13 protein-coding genes are annotated in these 19,706 nt (G+C 52.9%); 11 read left to right on the top strand and 2 right to left on the bottom strand.

Translation table 11 applies throughout. The annotated features are described in order from the left end of the window. Positions 1-66: 66 nt before the first annotated feature. Genes AC23NW_RS17030 through AC23NW_RS17015 form a run of 4 tightly spaced genes read left to right on the top strand, consistent with a single transcriptional unit; the run spans position 67 to position 6,396 of the window. A complete protein-coding gene (locus tag AC23NW_RS17030; RefSeq protein ID WP_487450831.1) occupies positions 67-2,334 on the top strand; it encodes a S41 family peptidase in 2,268 nt (755 codons plus the stop codon). A 51-nt stretch (positions 2,335-2,385) separates the two neighbouring features. Beyond that, positions 2,386-4,113, top strand: a complete 1,728-nt coding sequence (locus AC23NW_RS17025; protein WP_487450830.1) for a GMC oxidoreductase — start codon at positions 2,386-2,388, stop codon at positions 4,111-4,113. A gap of 16 nt (positions 4,114-4,129) precedes the next feature. Continuing rightward, positions 4,130-5,053 carry a sugar phosphate isomerase/epimerase family protein gene (locus AC23NW_RS17020; RefSeq protein WP_487450829.1) on the top strand — a complete coding sequence of 308 codons (924 nt, stop codon included), beginning with the start codon at positions 4,130-4,132 and terminating at the stop codon, positions 5,051-5,053. A gap of 47 nt (positions 5,054-5,100) precedes the next feature. Then, complete coding sequence (locus AC23NW_RS17015) at positions 5,101-6,396, top strand: sterol desaturase family protein (RefSeq protein ID WP_487450828.1); 1,296 nt, start codon at positions 5,101-5,103, stop codon at positions 6,394-6,396. A 54-nt stretch (positions 6,397-6,450) separates the two neighbouring features. Here the strand turns inward: AC23NW_RS17015 and AC23NW_RS17010 are convergent, their stop codons facing one another. After that, the gene (locus AC23NW_RS17010; RefSeq protein ID WP_487450827.1) at positions 6,451-8,301 is read right to left on the bottom strand and encodes a tail fiber domain-containing protein; all 1,851 of its coding nucleotides are present in this window, start codon (positions 8,299-8,301) and stop codon (positions 6,451-6,453) included. A gap of 235 nt (positions 8,302-8,536) precedes the next feature. Here AC23NW_RS17010 and AC23NW_RS17005 point away from each other — a divergent pair, with 235 nt between their 5' ends. Next, entirely contained in the window at positions 8,537-9,874 is a 1,338-nt protein-coding gene (locus tag AC23NW_RS17005) for a sensor histidine kinase (protein WP_487450826.1), read from the top strand. A 1-nt stretch (position 9,875) separates the two neighbouring features. Here the strand turns inward: AC23NW_RS17005 and AC23NW_RS17000 are convergent, their stop codons facing one another. Beyond that, a complete protein-coding gene (locus AC23NW_RS17000) occupies positions 9,876-10,529 on the bottom strand; it encodes a response regulator (protein WP_487450825.1) in 654 nt (217 codons plus the stop codon). A 113-nt stretch (positions 10,530-10,642) separates the two neighbouring features. Here AC23NW_RS17000 and AC23NW_RS16995 point away from each other — a divergent pair, with 113 nt between their 5' ends. The 6 genes from AC23NW_RS16995 (at position 10,643) to AC23NW_RS16970 (ending at position 19,706) form a co-directional block, all read left to right on the top strand. Further along, entirely contained in the window at positions 10,643-11,134 is a 492-nt protein-coding gene (locus tag AC23NW_RS16995; protein ID WP_293837951.1) for a GtrA family protein, read from the top strand. 298 nt (positions 11,135-11,432) lie between these two features. Further along, entirely contained in the window at positions 11,433-11,846 is a 414-nt protein-coding gene (locus tag AC23NW_RS16990; protein WP_487450824.1) for a hypothetical protein, read from the top strand. A gap of 262 nt (positions 11,847-12,108) precedes the next feature. Then, on the top strand, positions 12,109-13,287 hold the full coding sequence (locus tag AC23NW_RS16985) for an efflux RND transporter periplasmic adaptor subunit (protein ID WP_293837945.1): 1,179 nt from the start codon (positions 12,109-12,111) through the stop codon (positions 13,285-13,287). Between the two features lie 125 nt (positions 13,288-13,412). Further along, positions 13,413-16,595 (top strand): efflux RND transporter permease subunit, encoded by a 3,183-nt coding sequence (locus AC23NW_RS16980; protein WP_487450823.1) that lies wholly within the window; start codon positions 13,413-13,415, stop codon positions 16,593-16,595. Continuing rightward, the gene (locus AC23NW_RS16975) at positions 16,576-18,063 is read left to right on the top strand and encodes an efflux transporter outer membrane subunit (RefSeq protein WP_487450822.1); all 1,488 of its coding nucleotides are present in this window, start codon (positions 16,576-16,578) and stop codon (positions 18,061-18,063) included. Before AC23NW_RS16980 ends, AC23NW_RS16975 begins: the two co-directional genes overlap by 20 nt. A 170-nt stretch (positions 18,064-18,233) precedes the next feature. Further along, positions 18,234-19,706, top strand: coding sequence for an MFS transporter (locus AC23NW_RS16970; protein WP_487450821.1), 1,473 nt, complete (start codon positions 18,234-18,236; stop codon positions 19,704-19,706).

Here is a 19,706-nt window from a genome sequence, read left to right as displayed (position 1 = left end):
TAATCACAACCCTTCGGGGGTTAAGTAGCATCTTCACACAGTAAAACAAAACCAGTCTTGCGTCACATGTTTTTTCCACGTACCTGTTACCTCTTTCTGCTCTGTATCTGCTGCCTTCCCGGTAACCGGACCTTTGCACAAACACCTACCAACCTGGGCTTTGAACGAAAAGCCGGTACGACAAACCTGCCCGCCGAATGGAGTTCCGGTGAAGTCGAAGGCTATAAGATGTACCTGGACTCACTGGTCCGGCAGGAAGGGAAATACGCCCTCCGGCTTCAGTCAACACCCGATGCGAAAGGGCAGTCGTTTAAGGCGTTTTCGTATGTTATACCAGCTAATTTCAGCGGGAAGGAAATAGAATTGAGCGGCTACATTAAAACCAGCTTTGTAACCGGCTATGCCGGGCTATGGATGCGGATCGACGGTACCCGCGGGGCCCTTGAGTTTGATAACATGCAGAATCAGAACATCAAAGGTACCGCCGACTGGAAGCAGTACACCATTAAACTGAAGCTTCCTAAAGACGGAGAACAAATCTACGTTGGCGGCCTGCTCTCCGGCGAGGGCACCGTCTGGTTTGATAACCTGACGCTCAAGGTCGACGGATCCGCTATTTCGGACATTAAATTCAACCCCGAACGGCAACTCAAGGCGTTACAGGACACAGCCTTCCGGAAAGGTACAACCATTACACTCGGCGTACCAACCAAACAGCAGATCAGTAACCTTTCTGTACTGGGCCATGTCTGGGGGTTCCTGAAATACCACCACCCGGCCGTTGCTGCCGGCGACTATAACTGGGACAATGAACTGTTCCGGATGTTGCCGTCTTTGCTGGAAGCTGCTTCTACGGACGAACGCAGCAAGCTGTTGACGGCCTGGCTCGATAAACTCGGCCCCCTGCCCGCGGACCAAAACACCGACACAAGCCGCGTTGAAGATGTGCTGCTGAGCCCCGATCTGCGCTGGATCAACGACACCAAACAGTTTTCGTCTGCACTGATCGGCCGGTTAAATGAGGTTTATCAACACCGGAACAGCGGACGGAATTATTACATTTCACTGGTTCCGGGCGTGCAGAACCCGCAGTTTCAGCACGAAGATGCCTACTCCAGTATGAAGCCAACCGACGGCGGCCTGCGGATGCTCAGCCTGTTCCGGTACTGGAACATTATTCAGTACTTTTTCCCCGACCGTCACCTGATCAAAGAAGACTGGCATGCGGTGCTCGATGAGTTTATTCCGGTGTTTGCCATGGCGAATACCGCTGAAGCCTACACGCTGGCCAACATGGCCCTGATCGCCCGTGTGCAGGACTCCCATGCCGGTATCTGGGGATCAAGCCCCGTGCTGGATAAATGGAAAGGCCTTTACCGCGCACCGGTACAGGCACGGTTCATCGATAATCAGGCGGTTGTTACGGGGTACTACAATGCTGAAAAAGGCCCCGCCTCCGGCCTGAAAACCGGTGATGTAATTACGCATATTGACAAACAGTCCATTGCTGATTGGGTAAAGCAGAAGTCGCCTTACTATCAAGGCTCAAACGAACCGACGCGGCTCCGGAATCTGGCTCAGGACCTGCTGCGGGGCAGTTCGGCAGACGTTGACGTAAGCATCAGCCGGAACGGAACACCGATGACGCTCTCCGTCAAACGGTACCTGAAAAATGAACTGCCGATGAACCTGAATCTCGACTGGATGAGTGTGCCGCACGACACGAGTTTCCGGATGCTGCCGGGCTCTATCGGTCTGATCTTCCCGGCGAAAATCAAGAACAGCCACATTCCTGCCATTCAGAAAGCAACGGCCGGCGCGAAGGGGATTATTGTGGATATGCGGTGCTACCCGTCTGACTTCATTGTCTTTACGCTCGGGAACTACCTGATTGATAAACCGACGCCCTTTGTAAAGTTTTCGTACGGCAGCATTGCGAATCCGGGCCTGTTCAGAATGTCGACGCCGTTGACGGTGGGGAAAAAAGGCGGGCCGCATTTTCCGGGCAAAGTAGTGATTCTGGTGAATGAACTGTCGCAGAGTAATGCTGAGTATACGACTATGGCGTTTCAGGCATCGCCCAATGTAGTCGTTGTCGGTAGTCAGACGGCCGGGGCCGACGGGAATATTTCCCAGTTTTACCTGCCGGGGGCTATTTCAACGGCCATTTCGGGGATCGGTGTCTATTATCCCGACGGCCGCGAAACGCAGCGGATCGGCATTGTGCCGGATGTGCCGGTTAAACCGACCATTGAGGGAATCCGCAGCGGCCACGATGAGCTGATGCGGAAGGCCATTGACATCATAAACGAGTCAGGCAGCACGAAGCCATGATTATTTTTCGGGTGATGGATTCTTTTACCAAAGACGATCAATCACCCGACTATGGCTTATTTGAATCTGGACAGTGTTAAAGACCGAACCTTCGACGCCATTGTGGTCGGCACGGGCATCAGCGGCGGCTGGGCGGCAAAGGAATTAACCGAAAAAGGGCTGAAAACACTGGTGCTGGACCGGGGACGCAACGTCAGACACGTGACCGACTACCCCACAGCCATGCAGTCCCCGTGGGAATTTCCGCACCTGACCGAAGTACCGGCGGCGGTCAAAAAAGAGTACCCGATTGCCAGCCGCCATTTTGCGTTCCGCGAGGATACGATCCACTACTACGCCAAAGACAGCACCCACCCGTATGTTCAGGAAACGCCCTTCGACTGGATTCACTTCTATCAGGTTGGCGGCCGGTCGCTGGTCTGGGGGCGGCAAACACAACGCTGGAGCGACTTTGACTTTGAAGGGCCTGCCCGCGACGGCTATGCCGTTGACTGGCCCATCCGCTATGCTGACCTGGCACCCTGGTACAGCCATGTGGAACGGTTTGCCGGCATAACGGGCAATAAGGATGGATTGCCCAACCTGCCCGACGGCGAGTTTTTGCCGCCACACGAGATGTCGTGCGTCGAAAAATACTTCCGGAATCAGGTAGCCCGAAACTACCCTGACCGCTTCGTAATCATGGGGCGGGCGGCCCATCTGACCCAACCGACTACCATTCACGGCAAACAGGGCCGTGGCCAGTGTCAGCACCGGACCTTGTGCGAACGGGGTTGTCCCTATGGCGGCTACTACAGTACCAACTCATCAACCCTGCCGTGGGCTGAACGCACCGGCAACCTCACCTTACGTCCCGATTCGGTCGTGCATTCGGTAATCTATGACGAACAGCGGAAAAAGGCCGTGGGCGTCCGCGTCATTGATGCAAAGAGCCATGCTATGACGGAGTACTACGCAAAGATCATTTTCCTGAATGCATCGGCGCTGAATACCAGCCTCATTCTGCTCAATTCGACCTCGAACCGGTTTCCGGCGGGGCTGGGTAACGACCACGACGTGTTGGGGCGGTACGTGGCCTTTCACAGTTATCGCGGCCGCATTTACGCCAGCTATGACGGGCAGCTGGATTCGGCAACCGACGGGCAGCGTCCGAATACGTGTTACATCCCGCGTTTCCGCAATGTACATAAACAGGAAACCAGTGGTCCGGCATCCGGATTTCTGCGGGGCTATGCCTCCACATTCTCTGCCGACCGGGCCGCCAGACGGGATCAGTCAGGCTGGGGCGAGACCCTGAAGGAGAATCTGAGCCGACGCTCGTGGAACGGCTGGAACATCGGCTCCAATATGATGGCCGAAACGATTCCGAAGGAGAGCAACCGCGTCAGACTCCACGAAACGCTGACGGATCCGTTCGGAATGCCGCAGCTTCGGGTGCATGTGGCGTATGACGACAACGACGAAAAAATCCTGAAAGACTTTTTTGTGCAGTTTACGGAGATGTACACCAAAGCCGGTTTTACAAACATCCGGACGGTGGACACCCAGCGCCGTCCCGGCAACGAAAACCATGAAATGGGTGGCGTCCGGATGGGTCATGACCCGAAAACCTCCATGCTGAACCGCTGGAATCAGTTGCATGCCTGTTCTAATGTATTCGTCACCGACGGTGCGTGTATGACCTCCACCTCTACCCAAAACCCGTCGCTGACCTACATGGCCCTGACGGCGCGGGCAGCAAACTATGCCGCTAAACAGTTAAAATCCGGTAAACTCTAAAAACGATCAACTCCCTATGCACTCACGGCGGAATTTTCTTCGGACAACACTCGGGCTGGCAGGAGCCGCTGCCCTGCAAAGTGGTCCTGCACTGGCGCGGCCTACATTGGCGGCGGCTAAACCCCGGCTGGCTTTTTCGACCCTGGGCTGCCCGAAATGGTCGCTCGACACCATCCTGAAAACGGCCGCCGACAGCGGCTACGACGCGGTGGAAATCCGTGGGCTGGAAGGCGAACTGGACCTGAGTAAACGGCCTGAATTTAATAGCCCGGCCAGTTTATCGGCTACGCTGCGCCGGTTCAGGGACAAAAAACTAAGCATCTGCGATCTCGGTTCGTCGGCCCAGATGCACCACGCCGATCCGGTCAAACGGCAGAAAAACCTGGATGAAGCCCGCCGGTTTATCGACATGGCGCAGCAGCTCGACTGCCCGTTTGTGCGGGTATTTCCGGATAGCCTGCCCAAGGATCAGGATCGGGAGAAAACACTTGACCTGATTAGTCAGGGGCTGCTGGAACTGGGGAAACACGCCAACGGCAGCAAGGTACAGGTGCTGCTGGAATCGCACGGTGAGCTGGTTACCACCAACTACCTGACCCGTATCATGGGCCAGGCCGAACACCCGCACGTCGGACTGATCTGGGATATTTTCAACATGTGGGTAGAAGGCAAGGAAGCCCCCGCAGCAGTGCATACGGCCCTGAAGAAATACATCCGGCATGTGCACGTCAAAGATGCCCGTGTTACCGGCAACACCCACCAGTACGTACTGTTAGGCCAGGGCGATGCGCCGTTGCAGGAGGCCATCACGGCGCTGCGCAATGATGGTTACAAGGGCTTCTATAGCTTCGAATGGGAAAAAATGTGGCATCCGGAGATTGCCGAACCCGAACTGGCGATTCCGGACTACCCGAAAGCAATCCGCAAATACTTTACCTAGGCCTAAAAAATCACTATTTTTGTCTGGAATAATACCAACAGACTAAAATGGAACTATACGGACGGGTGCTACTAATTGCAATGCCCATTTTTCTGGTGGCCGTACTGGCCGAAATGTGGTATGGGCGCTGGCGCGGTAAAGACACCTACCGCACGATGGACATGATTTCGAGCATGAGTTCGGGCATTACCAATGTGACGAAGGATGTGCTGGGCCTGAGCGTTTCGCTGCTGACCTACGGCTGGATGGTAAAACACCTCGCCCTGTTCGACATCAAAGCCACGGTCTGGACGTATGTAATTGCCTTTATTGTGCTGGATTTTCAGGGCTACTGGGTGCACCGCATTGCACATCAGATCAATTTTTTCTGGAACAAACACGCGATTCACCACAGCTCAGAGGACTTCAATCTGGCCTGTGCATTGCGGCAGAGCATTTCATCGTTTATCAACCTGTTCACGTTTTTTCTGTTGCCGGCGGCTGTACTGGGCGTCCCGGCGGAGGTCATCGCCATTGTTGCGCCCCTGCACCTGTTTGCGCAGTTCTGGTACCATACGCAGCACATTGACCGGATGGGCTTTCTGGAAAAGATTCTTGTGACGCCCTCGCACCACCGCGTTCACCATGCGATCAATCCGGAATACCTCGACCGGAACCACTCGCAGATTTTCATTTTCTGGGACAAGCTGTTCGGAACCTATCAGGAAGAGCTACCCGACGTTCCGCCGGTCTACGGCATTACCCGCCCGTCGAATACCTGGAATCCGGTCAAAATCAACTTTCAGCACCTGTGGCTGCTGGCCAAAGATGCCTGGCGTACGAACAATACCCGCGATAAGTTCCGCATCTGGTTTATGCCGACCGGCTGGCGTCCGGCCGATGTCATGGATCGTTATCCGGTCGAAAAAATTGACGACCTGTACGGCTACGTAAAATATGAGCCTAAGAGCTCAGGCGCCCTGAAAACCTGGGCATGGATTCAGCTGGGCGTTACACTGCTGTTTCTGATGTACTTTTTCGGGCATCTTGGTCAGATTAAAATGCCGGGCATATTCTACTACGGCGGCTTTATTTTCCTGACCGTCTATGCCTACACCGAGCTGATGGACCACAATCCGTATGCGCTGGGCTGGGAGGCGCTGAAGAACGCGTTTGGCCTGTATCTTATTATCAGTATGGGTGACTGGTTTGGTATCAGCCAATCTCTCCCATCGGGTGCCTATCTTGTTTCAGGGTATTTTGTATTGTCTGCACTGATCACGGCATGGTTTGTTTTTAACGAAATCCGTAGTCAGACGTCTTCTCAGCCTGCAAAGGCATCGGGTAAAGCGGAATTAGTATAGCCACAGAGGCAAACTACAGGCGGCCCGCCGGACTGTGTCCGGCGGGCCGCTACTTTATTTTACAGGTTTCCGGTAAGTAATCCGTTCCCGTTTATGCAATACAGCTTTTTCAATCAGGAACAGCCGGGCCTGGTAGTCAGAAAGCTGCGCCGACAATTGCCGGATGTCTGTTTTTAACTGTTCATTTTCGCGGATCAGTGCCTGCACTCCAGCAAAAGTTACACCCGCAAAATCGTGACTGTAAATCAGCGTATCGCAACCAATCCTGCCCAACCCATCCTGTCCGAAGGCAGCATAGAAATCCTGTGCCATCGGTCCGTAGTGACGGATATGCTGCTGCCCTTTGTAATTCCAGGTGGTGAGTTTCATTCTGCTTATTTTTTTCAGCAGGACGACATGGTCAATGGGCAGAAAACGCTCTTTTTTCGTTGAGTCCGAGATTGAGGCCCAGGAGTTTTGTCCACGCCCGATCTGCACCCCTGTACGGACCGCTCCGAATCCTGTGCCGGGATTTGAATTGCCGGAGGTCATCAGGTAGTAGCCTTCCAGAAATCTTCCTACAAACTGATCATTAATCCCGACGAAAGTAGTTCCCTGACTTAGGGGGTCACTGTCACCGATCATAAATGACCCGGTTTTTCCATTTGTATTCATGCGGGTACCCATCGCAGTCGAATAATTTCCACTGGCAATATTCAGATAGCCAGCTGCCGTTGCGTTTGTGCCCGAAGCAACCAGCGAGGTGCCGATTGCCATACTGGCAAAAGCAGACGACGTGTTATAATGCCCGATGGCCACGGCGCTCGTTGTACTGGACGGTATAAAATTGTAACTGCCCAGCGCCACACCGTTTGTTGCGCCAACACTATTATTGCGCCCAATACCAACCCCATAACTCGCTCCGACCGCATTCGTAAATCCCAGCGCAACAGCGTTGGTACCTGAGGCATTTGAGTTGCCGATCGACACGCCGTATTCACCCGAAGGCCGGTTGCGATACCCAAGTGCAAGGCTGCTGTTTCCGACGGTTGTATTATTTTCCCCTATCGCCGCCGAGTAATCTCCGGATGCGAAATTGGTATATCCTAACGCAACCGCGCCCCTGCCGTATCCGATGCCGGAAAAGCTGCTTCCGGTAACATTGTCTATGCCAATAGCAGCAGACCCTTCGCCATATGCTTCGTTCCGGACTCCCAATGACAGCGACGCACCGCCCAGCGTTCCCCCCTTTATCGAGGCCGGCATACCTGTTATCAATGCGCCTGTTTTGGTATTAAACTGGATCTGATTTGTATTGACTATAGAAAACGGAGTCTGACTTGTTGATGCCTGTTCATACAAGGCCCGCCATTGCAGCCTGAACCCCTGCCCCCCCGGCGCACCGGCCATCCTCCGGAAGTACACGGTACATTCGTTACCCGGTACTACCATACGTCCCGGAACTACATTGCCGTTAAAAAACTGGCTCCGCATCAGAGAATTGCTGATTTCCAGGTAATCATTTGAACCGGAAACTGACAGCACGCCTAAATCAAACTCCAGAAACGTAATTTCGATTCCGATGATCTGTTCTCCGGGAGGGTTATTGAGTACAATGGAACGGTAACAAGTATATTCTGTTGCAACAGAATACCCGGAAAAAGATGACGGGTCCATCAATGTACCCGCCTGCACGGTAATATCTGTTCGTGGGGCGCTGCAGCTGACGACGTACGTATTCGTTTCCGGATTCGCTTCCGCCGTCCTGTACTTTCCCTGAACTATAAAATTACCCGTACTGTAAATTTCTACATGCTGCGTCGGTTTAACGCCGGCAGGGGAGTTAATACCTATCTGTCCGTTCGCCGTAAACCCGGACAGAAGCAGGATCAGAGAATGGATAATTGTTTGTAAAATACGTTTCATGCTGTTCTTCTGCGGTTAACGTCTAGCTGCAAAGGTATAGTCACCCTTTACCCGTCACAATCCCCCATTTGGGTGACACTGCTGATAATCATGGCATTAACAGCAAAAATGCGTAGTTCTACGTACTTCCCGCCGGAGTTTTTGCGGTAGTTTGCGGAATTATCTTTCGTTTCAGATATTTACCTGTCTGTCAGATTACCCCAAATGGGGTATACGGGCATCTACTATCTGCCATATGTCCGGTTACTTTACCTATACGGCTGTCCGACAAACACTTGATGGCATGCTCATCATGATGGCATGCTATGCCCTTTTCAGTTTCCTTACCCACCGCCAGCGTATATATCTGCTCTATACCGGCTATATCCTATGCATGCTGCTCCGGTTTGCCTTACGGGATTACGCCCGGCAAAACCCCGGACAACAAGCGCTTCTACACCTGTTCGAAGACACATTTGAGGCGGTTGCGGTTTGTACCTATAATCAGTTTGCGATCCGGTTGATGGCTATCCCCCGGCATGATCCGCCGGGATACCGGATGCTCCGGATCATGACGCTGAATCTGATCGTCACCGCCTGTCTTGAGTGGATTTTCTATGCATTCCGGTTACCTGAAGCCGCAGGTACGGCACTATTTGTAGTCAGCCGTTTACAACTGGTGGCAGGTACTGTTTATATTGTGCCCCGCCTGCTTCGGCGGCGCCATCCGACGCTTACCTATTTTATTACCGGAACCGCCTTTTTCGTAGCCGGGTCATTTACCGCGCTTATTCTGGCCCGAACCATCCCGCAGCCGGCGGCTATCCCACCGCTGATCTTCATGCAGTTTGGTGTAGTGATTGAAGTACTCTTTTTCACCATGGGCATATCGGCCCAGCATCGGCTTGATGAACAGGAAAAGCTGAATGCACAAGCGGCCCTGATTGAACAACTACAGGAAAACGAACGAAAACAACAGAAAATCAACCATATCCGCGACGATATTGCCCGTGATTTACACGACATGGTCGGTTCAGATCTCAGTACAATTGCTATGCTTACCGCAGCGATATCAACCCAGACAGCACCCTCCCGCGATATGCTCCGGCTGGTTGAACAAACGGCCCGGCGCGTCGTCGATACCATGCGCGAAATTGTCTGGAATCTGAATATCAGTAATCAGACACCTGAAAATATAGCCTTCCGGTTCCGGGAAATAGCCTATGAGTTTTTCAATACCGAAACGACCGGGATTACGCTGGAAATCGACCCTGTTCTGGCGTCTGAACTCCCCCCCGAGGTCCGGAAAGAACTTCTGCTGATTTATAAGGAAAGTCTGGAAAATATCCGTAAACATGCGGGGGCAAGCCAGGTAGTGGTCCGGCTGACAGAGCCTCTCAATAACGTATTACAACTGAGTATTCAGGACAACGGAACCGGATTTACGCCTGAAACACTCAGCCGGCAAAGCGGTCTGCAAAACATGCATCAGCGGGCGCACCGGCTGGGCGGAAAATTAACGATACTGGCTAAGTCCGGAGAGGGCGTTTCTATTCAACTACAATGTCCAATTCAACTTACTGTCCCGGCGTAAGTCAAAAACGCGGTTTCTGCATCCGATAGTAGTAAGCAACGGCTTCTGTAGCAGAATGAACATGGAGTTTTTCATAAATCCGCTTCAGATGCGAACGCACTGTTTCAACACTGATGGTACAGCTGACCGCAATTTCGCGGTTTGACATACCGCCGGCCAGTTTCTCAAGAATATCCTGTTCACGACCGGTAAGCACGCCATGGCTTGCTTTTTCAATTGCCGGTGGCTGGCTCAGCCATTGAATTGTCCGGCGGGCTATGGCCGGTGTCATAGGCGCACCACCCTCATGCACTTCGCGGATAGCGTCAAGGATTCGTACCGGCTGTGTGTTTTTCAGCAGATACCCGCAGGCACCTGCCCGGAGTGCGGTAAAGACCCGTTCATCATCATCGAATACAGTCAGCATCAGTACCGGTGTTGTCAGGCCGGCCTGGCGCATGGCCTGTACTGCCTCAATTCCATTTCCGCCGGGCATGTGAATATCCATTAGAATCACATCCGGCTTTCCCGCAATTACCTGATCAACAATACCCTGCGCACTTTCAGAATGACCCGCCACGACATAACCGGGCGTCCCGCCGATAATCAGCGCTAATGCCTGGCGGAATGGCTCATTGTCGTCAATGATCAGAATACGTAGCGGGTTGTTGTGCATAGTATAGCCAATGTAGCCTTTTTTTATCCATGACGGTTCATAGACATTTAATAATTTCTCATCTGCATTTTCCGGCACTTCCCGTAACTTGCGGGCTTACACGCTTTTTTTTAATGAAATCACAGGAAGTTTTCAATCGAAAAGATATACTCGCTTATTTTATAGTTGCCGGTATCGGTGCTTTGCTTCAGCTCATCATCGGCAGTCTTTTACAGGAATGGTTTCAGCTTGACTACGAACGGGCCCTTGCGGTTGGCTACATTTCTTCTTTTTTCATTGGGTTCATTCTGACCAAATTATTTGCGTTTAACGCCAAAAATTCCAGCAAAACGCGGCGTGAAATGGTCAAATACACCTTCGTCTCCATCATCTCAGGTCTGATCACCGTCTACGGCTCTGCTCTCGCCCGGATGATTCTTACCGAACTTTTACCGGTTGATACCTACACCATTCCGTATTCGGTCAAAGAAGTACATATCAACAAGCTGCTGGGCCACATTTCAGGGATGGGCATGAGTTTTGTCAGCAATTACATTTTACACAAGACATTCACCTTCCGGAACACCGGTTTCTACGACCGGCTGAAGCGGCTGCTGGGCATGTAGAGACGCAACATATTGCGTCTCCCATGCGCAACATATTGCGTCTCCTGTGCGTTAGCTTTTTTATAAAAAAATGAAAGCCGGAACTAACTATTCCGGCTTTCATTATTTTATGTCTATTGACATGTACACCTGATTCACCCATGAAATGCACCGTGCAGACACACATGATAATTAAATTTAAATTAAAAAAAATTGAAACCTTTTACGAGAAAACAATATTTATTATAGAAAATAGGACTAAATAGACGCTTTTTTTAATTCCGTATTATTATAGGCTTATATTTGTTAGGATGCTCCTATGGAAAAACGGAAAAAAAGTCTATTTCTGCGTCAACTCTTTTGCCTGCTGATGGCGCTCCACGTCATCAATGTCAGCATCGACGCACCGGATTATAACACACCTAAAGGTACAACGGGTGTGTTGCGGGAAGACTTGGCCGTTAATGAAATTGAGAGCTTAGGCGAACTGGTGCTTGAAGAATGGCTGGGCTTTACCGATGCCTTTCCGGAGCATGACGACGCCGAAGATGATTACGATGTGACCCAACTGGAACAGGATTTTTTCTTCTACCCTGTCGTTGGTGTTGTGTTCTGCCCCGCAATCAGGCAGCTCCCAACGCATAGATTTGTACAACTACCACCACCCCGGGTTTTGACCCGTGCTCGGGATATCATCCCGATGCCGCCCAGGCCTTTTTGCCTGAACGCATGATACCGTAAACCAATCCTCCGGATTGGGAGAACGCTATGTCTGTGGCTTTTCCGGCCGCCGTTGCATACGGTTATCAGCACCTTTCGGTCTTATCAGCATGTAGTATGCTATACGTCGGCGCACGTATCCGGCAGGCATTGCCCTATACAATGCTTTCCGCAGTTGAGCCGGCGCAGGCACCAGGCAGGTCATGCATATGCATCGACCGTATATGCCCTGGTATGCCCACCCAAATCAGTTAGTCGAATCTATAACCAGAGTTATGAAAATACACGTCGTTACAACCTCCATCCTACTGGCAGCATTCTTTTCTGCCTGTACATCTGACGAGAAAAAAACCGAAGCCACTACCGAACAGGTATTGCCGGTTGTTCAGTTAGCGGAACAGTCTACCACCTTACACCGCGAATACGTCGGGAATATCGAAGCCACCCGCAATGTCGAAATCAGGGCGCGGGTATCGGGCTTTCTTGATAAAATATTTGTGGACGAAGGCATGCCCGTCCGCAAAGGCCAGCTCCTGTTTCAGATCAACCCCGCCGAATATAAAACCGAACTGGCAAAAGCCGAAGCAGCCCTGAAAAGCGCAGAGGCCGCCGCCAAAGCTGCCGAAGTTGAAATGGGCCGCGTTAAGCTCCTGGTCGACAAAAAAGTAGTTTCCCCGTCTGAATTAGAACTCGCCAAATCAAAAGTAGAATCCGGGAAAGCGGCTATTGACGAAGCTCAGTCGGCGAAGGAAAATGCGTCGCTGCGCTTGTCACAGGCCAGCATCCGCGCCCCGTTCGACGGCATCATCAACCGGATTCCGTCCAAAATGGGCAGCCTTATCGAAGAAGGCGCCCTGCTGACCACCGTATCGGACATCCGCGAGGTTTATGCCTACTTCAACGTCTCGGAAAAAGAATACCTCGAATACATCCGCAAGAACAAAAACAAGCCACACGGCGAGGGCCAGCTGGTCGAGCTGGTGCTGGCCGACGACTCGCGGTATGGCCACAAGGGACGGATCGAAACCATGGAAAGTATTTTCGAAGGCAATTCGGGGACCATCGCTTTCCGTGCCCGTTTTGATAACCCCGAAAAGCTGCTGAAACACGGCGCAACCGGTAAAATCCGTCTGGCCAACGAGGTTGATAATGCCATTCTGGTGCCGCAAAAAGCCGTTTTTGAAATTCAGGATAAGAACTATGTTTTCGTGGTTGACAAAGCCAACAAGGTGAAAATGCGGAGCTTCGTGCCGAAAAGCCGGTTGTCGCACTATTACCTCGTTCAATCCGGTCTGGCTCCCGGCGACCGCATTGTGTACGAAGGCATCCAGAGTATCCGCGACGGGATGCAGATTACGCCCCGCCTGTTGCCACCCGACAGCATGATGGCCGTTACCCCGACCGCTTCGGATATGATCCGGAGTCAGGCCGATGAAAAGCTGACGGTACAATAATGCACTTCCTGTTCAGGGTAACGCTACCCTGAACAGTTCCCCCTGTTTATGGTTTCTGTCAGCCTGTGTACCTGCACGGGTAGGGGAAACCATATAGTTTCCGTTTCAAACCAGATGAGAAATTTATGTTTAATATATTCATTAAACGCCCGTTACTCTCAGCCGTCATCTCTATTCTGATTATGCTGCTGGGGGTTCTGGCGCTCCTGTCACTTCCCGTAACCCAGTTCCCTGATATTGTTCCGCCGTCGGTTACCGTAACGGCCATGTATACCGGTGCCAATGCCGAAGTAGCGACCAAAGCAGTGGCTATGCCCCTCGAACGGGCTATCAACGGGGTACCAAACATGACCTATATGACCGCGATTTCCGGCAACGACGGAACCACGCTGATTCAGGTCTTTTTTAAGGTAGGTACCGACCCCGACCTTGCCGCCGTCAACGTGCAGAACCGTGTTACTACCGTCCTTGATGAACTTCCGGAAGAGGTAATCAAAGCGGGGGTAACCACCGAAAAGGAAATCAACAGCATGCTGCTGTACCTGAATCTGGTCAGCAACGACCCGAATGTTGATGAAAAATTCATTTACAACTTTGCGGATATCAACATCCTGTCGGAATTAAAACGGATCGACGGGGTCGGCTTCGTGGATATTCTCGGAGCCCGCGAATACTCGATGCGGATCTGGCTGAACCCCGATCGGCTGGCAGTGTATGAGCTGTCGCCCGATGAAGTCATCAACGCTATCCGTGCTCAGAACGTGGAAGCCGCTCCGGGTAAAGCCGGTGAAAGCGCCGACCGTAACCCGCAGGTGCTGCAATACGTACTTCGCTACTCGGGTAAGTTCAACGAACCCGATCAATACCGCAATCTGGTGATCCGCACCAACGATGACGGGTCAACGCTCCGCCTGAAAGATGTGGCTGATGTTGAATTCGGTTCCCTCGACTACAGTGTGCTCTCCAAAACCGATGGCCGCCCGTCAGCGGCGATCATGCTCAAGCAACGTCCCGGCTCAAACGCGCAGGATGTAATCAACAGCGTAAAACAACGCATGGCGGAGCTGAAGGAAACCAACTTCCCGCCGGGCATGGAATACAACTTTGCCTACGACGTGTCGCGCTTCCTCGACGCGTCTATCCACGAAGTAATCCGGACCCTCTTCGAGGCCTTTATTCTGGTATTTATCGTGGTATTCCTCTTCATTCAGGACTGGCGGTCAACGCTCATCTGCGCCCTGGCCGTGCCGGTTGCCCTGGTGGGGACGTTTGCCTTTATGAGCGCCATTGGCTTCTCCATAAACCTCCTGACCTTGTTTGCGCTGGTACTGGCCATCGGTATTGTGGTCGATAACGCCATTGTGGTTGTGGAGGCCGTACATGCGAAAATGGCGGAAACCCATCTGTCGCCGCGTGCCGCCACCTTTGCCGCGATGGGCGAAATCAGCGGGGCGATTGTGGCCATTACGCTGGTGATGTCGGCGGTATTCATTCCGGTAGCATTCCTGTCGGGGCCGGTCGGGATATTCTACCGCCAGTTTTCGCTTACCCTGGCCATTTCAATTGTCATTTCGGGGATTAACGCCGTTACCCTCACCCCCGCCCTGTGTGCCATTATGCTGAAAGCCAATCACGGGGAAAGCAAGGGGCTGATGGGCCGGTTCTTTGCCGGATTCAACCGCCGCTATGATGCCTTATCCGACCGCTACAAAGGCTGGCTGAAGCCGTTTGTTAACCGCAGCGTGGTCACATGGCTTGTGCTGCTGGCGTTCATTGCCGGCACTTGGGGTATCAACACCATTCTGCCTGCCGGTTTTATCCCGACTGAGGATCAGGGGATGATTTATGTGAACGTAACAACCCCGGTTGGCGCAACCGTTGAACGGACAGAAAAAGTCATGGACCAGATCGAAAAAGCAGCCGCGGGGCTGGAATCGGTCGAAAACATTTCGACACTGGCGGGGCTTAGCCTGATGACCGACGGGGCGGGGGCTTCGTATGGCATGGGCATGATTAACCTCAAACACTGGGATGAACGCTCCGAAACCGTTGATGATGTCATTGCGCAGCTGGCCGACAAAACCAAAACCATCACCGACGCCAGCATTCAGTTTTTCTCGCCGCCGACCGTTCCGGGCTTCGGTAACTCCAGCGGCTTCGAAATCCGGCTCATGGACCGCACCGGCTCCGGCAACCTCCAGAAGACGAAAGAAGTGGCTGAGCAGTTTATCGCCAAACTGAAAGCACGCCCCGAAATCAGCAATGCCTTTACCAGCTTTGACCCGAGTTTCCCGCAGTATCTGCTCGAGGTGGATCAGGAAAAAGCCGCACAGAAAGGCATTTCCATTGACAACGCCATGAGTACGCTGCAAACGCTGATGGGTAGCTACTACGCCTCTAACTTTATCCGCTTCAACCAGATGTATAAAGTGATGGTACAGGCCGACCCGCGTTTCCGCTCGAAACCGGAAGATGTGCTGACCATGCGGGTGAAAAACAGCAAAGGTGAGATGGTGCCATACGCAAACTTTGTTACCCTCAAACGCGTGTACGGCCCTGAACAGCTTACCCGTTACAACATGTTTACCTCGGCCATGATCAACGGTGATGCCGAAGACGGATTCAGTAGCGGTGACGCTATTAAGGCGATTCAGGCAGTGGCGAAAGAGCTGCCGCGCGGTTACACCTTCGACTGGTCGGGCATGACGCGGGAGGAAGTCCTTTCCGGCGATCAGGCAATTTATATTTTCATTATCTGTCTGGTATTCGTGTACCTGCTGCTTGTGGCGCAGTACGAAAGTGTGTTTCTGCCCCTGGCCGTTATCCTGTCGCTACCGGCGGGGATTTTCGGTTCATTCCTCTGCCTGCAACTCGCCGGTCTGCAAAACAACATCTACGCCCAGGTATCGCTGGTCATGCTGATTGGTCTGCTGGGTAAAAACGCGATCCTGATCGTTGAATTTGCCAACCAGCGCCACAAAGAGGGGCTTCCGATCGTGAAAGCAGCCATTGAAGGCTCCGTTGCCCGGCTGCGCCCGATCCTGATGACATCATTTGCGTTTATCATGGGGCTGATTCCATTGTGTATTGCCTCGGGTGCCGGTGCGATGGGTAACCGCTCCATCGGTACGGCCGCTGCCGGGGGCATGCTGATCGGCACCATTTTCGGGCTTATCCTGATTCCGGGATTATATGTCATCATGGCCAAAGCCTCCGCCATGTTCAAATCAAACTCACCGAACGACGACGAGCCACACACGGCTCCGGTTTACACTCAACATCATGCCAATGGAACAACCGTTCAGTAAACGACACTATATAGCCGGCACAAAATCAATCATTACCGGCCTGCTCCTGACCGGGTCACTCCTGACCGGATCACTCCTGACCGGTTGCCGGAACGCCATCGTCCCACCGGCGATGCCTGTCTTGTCAACGCCGAAAGCGTTCAGTAAGAGTCAGGATACGACGAGTGTGGCCGACATGAGCTGGCGGACTTTTTTTCAGGATGCTAACCTTGTCAGCCTGATTGATACGGCCCTGGCCAAAAATCCGGACATTCAGCTGGCTATCCAGCGGATCACCGTGGCCCGCGCCAATGTAGAAAATGCCAAAGGTCTGCTGGCCCCGCAGGTCAATGCTGTGGTGTCGGCCGGCGTTGACCGGTACGGCAAATACACCCTGAACGGCGTCGGGAACTACGACACCAATTTCTCGGACCGCATTTCCGGCCCGCGGGTTATTCCCAACCCGACGCCCGATTACTTTCTTGGTCTTCGCAGTTCCTGGGAGCTCGATATCTGGGGTAAGCTACAGAACCAGCGCAAATCGGCACAGCTCCGGCTGCTCGCTACGGAGAAAAGTAAACACCTGATCACCACCGCCCTGGTAGCCGAAATTGCCAGACTCTATTACGAGTTGCTGGCCAACGACAGCGAACTGGACATTATTCAGGAAAACATTCAGCTGCAGGAACGCGCAGTTGAGCTCGTCAACGTGCAGAAGGATGCGGGCCGCGTTACCGAACTGGCGGTACAGCAGTTTTCGGCTCAGCTGCTCAACACGCGGGCGCTGGAGTTTCAGGTGGAGCAGGACATCATCCGGATTGAAAACCAGCTCAATCTGCTGCTTGGCCGTTATCCGCAGCCGATTCCGCGCGGCAAACAGCTCATTCAGGACCAGCGGTTGCCGTCGCAGATCAGTGCCGGTATAGCCTCGCAGATGCTGAGCCGCCGCCCCGACATCAAACAGGCCGAGCTGGAAATGGAAGCCGCCAACATCGACATTGCCGTAGCACAGGCCCAGTTCCTGCCGTCGCTTACGCTGTCGCCTTATGTCGGTTTCAACGCGTTCCGGGCATCGGTGCTGTTTAATCCGGCCTCACTGGCCGCCGGTATTCTGGGTGGTCTGGCAGCTCCGGTCTTTAACCGCCGTCTGCTCAAATCAAACCTGCTGATTTCGGAAGCGCAGAGTAAAGCAGCCTTTTATGGCTATCAGAAAGTGGTGCTGACCGGCTTCAGCGAAGTTTCGACCAGCCTGAAAGGGCTGGAGAATTACCGGAAAGTGGCCAGCCTCCAAAGTCAGGAAGTGAATGTGCTGAAACAATCCGTCGGTGTGTCGAATGAGCTGTTCCGGGGCGGTTATGCCGCGTATCTGGAAGTCATTACGGCCCAGCGCAACGTACTGGAGGCCCAGCTGTCGCTGATCAACACCAAACGAAACCAGTTTACCTCGCTCATTGATCTGTACCGGTCGCTCGGCGGGGGCTGGAACTAGTTGCTGATGGTTCTGGTGGTTCTGGGTTACTGGTTGTTCTGAGTTGCTGATGGTTCTGATTGTTTAGTGGTGGCACGACTCGTAGTCGTGCCCCCACATTTTTGTTGTGAGGTTTTTTTATATTAAGTTGCCATGTTTTTGCCAACCAGCAACTAAACCCCCAGAAAGAAGTGAGCAGCGCGCAGCTCCGTCGTATCATTCTGGCGTCCGGCATCGGAACGGTCATCGAATGGTACGACTTTTTTATTTTCGGCAGTCTGGCCGCCACCGTTATCGGGCCGCAGTTTTTCCCGAAAAGCGATAATCCGCTGGTACAGACGCTCGAAGCGCTGGCAACATTTGCGGTTGGTTTTGTGGTACGTCCGTTCGGGGCACTGGTATTCGGGAAACTCGGCGACACCGTCGGGCGGAAATATACGTTTCTGGTGACGCTGCTGCTGATGGGCGGATCAACCTTTGCCGTGGCCTTTGTGCCCAATTATGTCCGGATCGGTGTTTTGGCACCCATCATCCTCGTGCTGCTCAGGCTGGTGCAGGGACTTGCGCTCGGAGGCGAATACGGTGGTGCGACTACCTACGTGGCCGAACATACGCCCGACACCCGCCGCGGGTTTTACACCAGCCTGATTCAGTTGACGGCCACCATCGGGCTTGTCCTGTCAATTGCCGTGATTTTCACCTGCCGCACCTTACTGTCTCCCGATGATTTTCAGGACTGGGGCTGGCGCATTCCCTTTATGCTGTCGGGTCTGCTGGTGATTGTCTCGTATTTTATCCGGCAGAATATGGACGAATCGCCCTTGTTCAAGCAGTTGAAAACAACAAACACAGTATCGAAAAATCCGCTGAAGGAATCGTTTGTGAATCCGCAGAACCGCCGGCTGGTCCTGCTGACCTTGTTTGGGCTAACCGCCGGTTACGGGTGCATCTGGTATACCGCCCATTTCTATCCCAGCGTATTCATCGGCACCATCATGCACGTTGATTTTCTGCAAACCAATCAGATTATGCTGGTCGCCATTGTACTGGCAACGCCTTTTGCGGTCTTCTTCGGATCATTATCCGATAGAAAGACGTCGTCCTGGATCAGCCGTAAAAAACTGATGATGACCGGTCTGGCGCTGGCCTCGCTGACGTTTTACCCAATCTACCGGCAAATGGCCGCCGCGATTGAGCCTTCCGGCAAAGTTGTAGCGCAGACCACTACCGGCAACAGTATCGAAGCCGGTAAACCCATCCGGATCGAAACCAAGACCTTCACCGACGGCTCTTCGGAAGTCATTACGCAGGTACTGAACGATGCTTCGGCAAAACCTAAAACCGTTATCCACCTTAGCAGTAGTGCCCGCAACCAGCTTATTCTCTGGGTATTCATTCAGGTGTTTATCGTCGCGATGGCTTACGGCCCGATTGCAGCTTACCTCGTTGAACTCTTCCCGACCCGTATCCGCTACACGTCTCTCTCGCTGCCCTACCACATCGGCAACGGCATTTTCGGTGGCCTTACCCCGTTCATCGCCACGGCCCTGATTTCGTCGACCGGCAACCACTTTGCCGGGCTGTTGTATCCGCTCGGAATGGCCGCCATTACGACGCTGATCGGTGTATTTCTGCTACCGGAGTCGGATGGGACGATGGAGTAG

Source organism: Arsenicibacter sp. R0_47, from assembly GCF_057652235.1.
This window is presented reverse-complemented; position numbering and strand designations above follow the sequence as displayed.

Bases quoted from the DNA above. Each gene is read 5' to 3' on its own strand.
- AC23NW_RS17030 (WP_487450831.1), top strand. From the start codon at position 67: ATGTTTTTTCCACGTACCTGTTACCTCTTTCTGCTCTGTATCTGCTGC.
- AC23NW_RS17025 (WP_487450830.1), top strand. From the start codon at position 2,386: ATGGCTTATTTGAATCTGGACAGTGTTAAAGACCGAACCTTCGACGCC.
- AC23NW_RS17020 (WP_487450829.1), top strand. From the start codon at position 4,130: ATGCACTCACGGCGGAATTTTCTTCGGACAACACTCGGGCTGGCAGGA.
- AC23NW_RS17015 (WP_487450828.1), top strand. From the start codon at position 5,101: ATGGAACTATACGGACGGGTGCTACTAATTGCAATGCCCATTTTTCTG.
- AC23NW_RS17010 (WP_487450827.1), bottom strand. From the start codon at position 8,301: ATGAAACGTATTTTACAAACAATTATCCATTCTCTGATCCTGCTTCTG.
- AC23NW_RS17005 (WP_487450826.1), top strand. From the start codon at position 8,537: ATGTCCGGTTACTTTACCTATACGGCTGTCCGACAAACACTTGATGGC.
- AC23NW_RS17000 (WP_487450825.1), bottom strand. From the start codon at position 10,529: ATGCACAACAACCCGCTACGTATTCTGATCATTGACGACAATGAGCCA.
- AC23NW_RS16995 (WP_293837951.1), top strand. From the start codon at position 10,643: ATGAAATCACAGGAAGTTTTCAATCGAAAAGATATACTCGCTTATTTT.
- AC23NW_RS16990 (WP_487450824.1), top strand. From the start codon at position 11,433: ATGGAAAAACGGAAAAAAAGTCTATTTCTGCGTCAACTCTTTTGCCTG.
- AC23NW_RS16985 (WP_293837945.1), top strand. From the start codon at position 12,109: ATGAAAATACACGTCGTTACAACCTCCATCCTACTGGCAGCATTCTTT.
- AC23NW_RS16980 (WP_487450823.1), top strand. From the start codon at position 13,413: ATGTTTAATATATTCATTAAACGCCCGTTACTCTCAGCCGTCATCTCT.
- AC23NW_RS16975 (WP_487450822.1), top strand. From the start codon at position 16,576: ATGGAACAACCGTTCAGTAAACGACACTATATAGCCGGCACAAAATCA.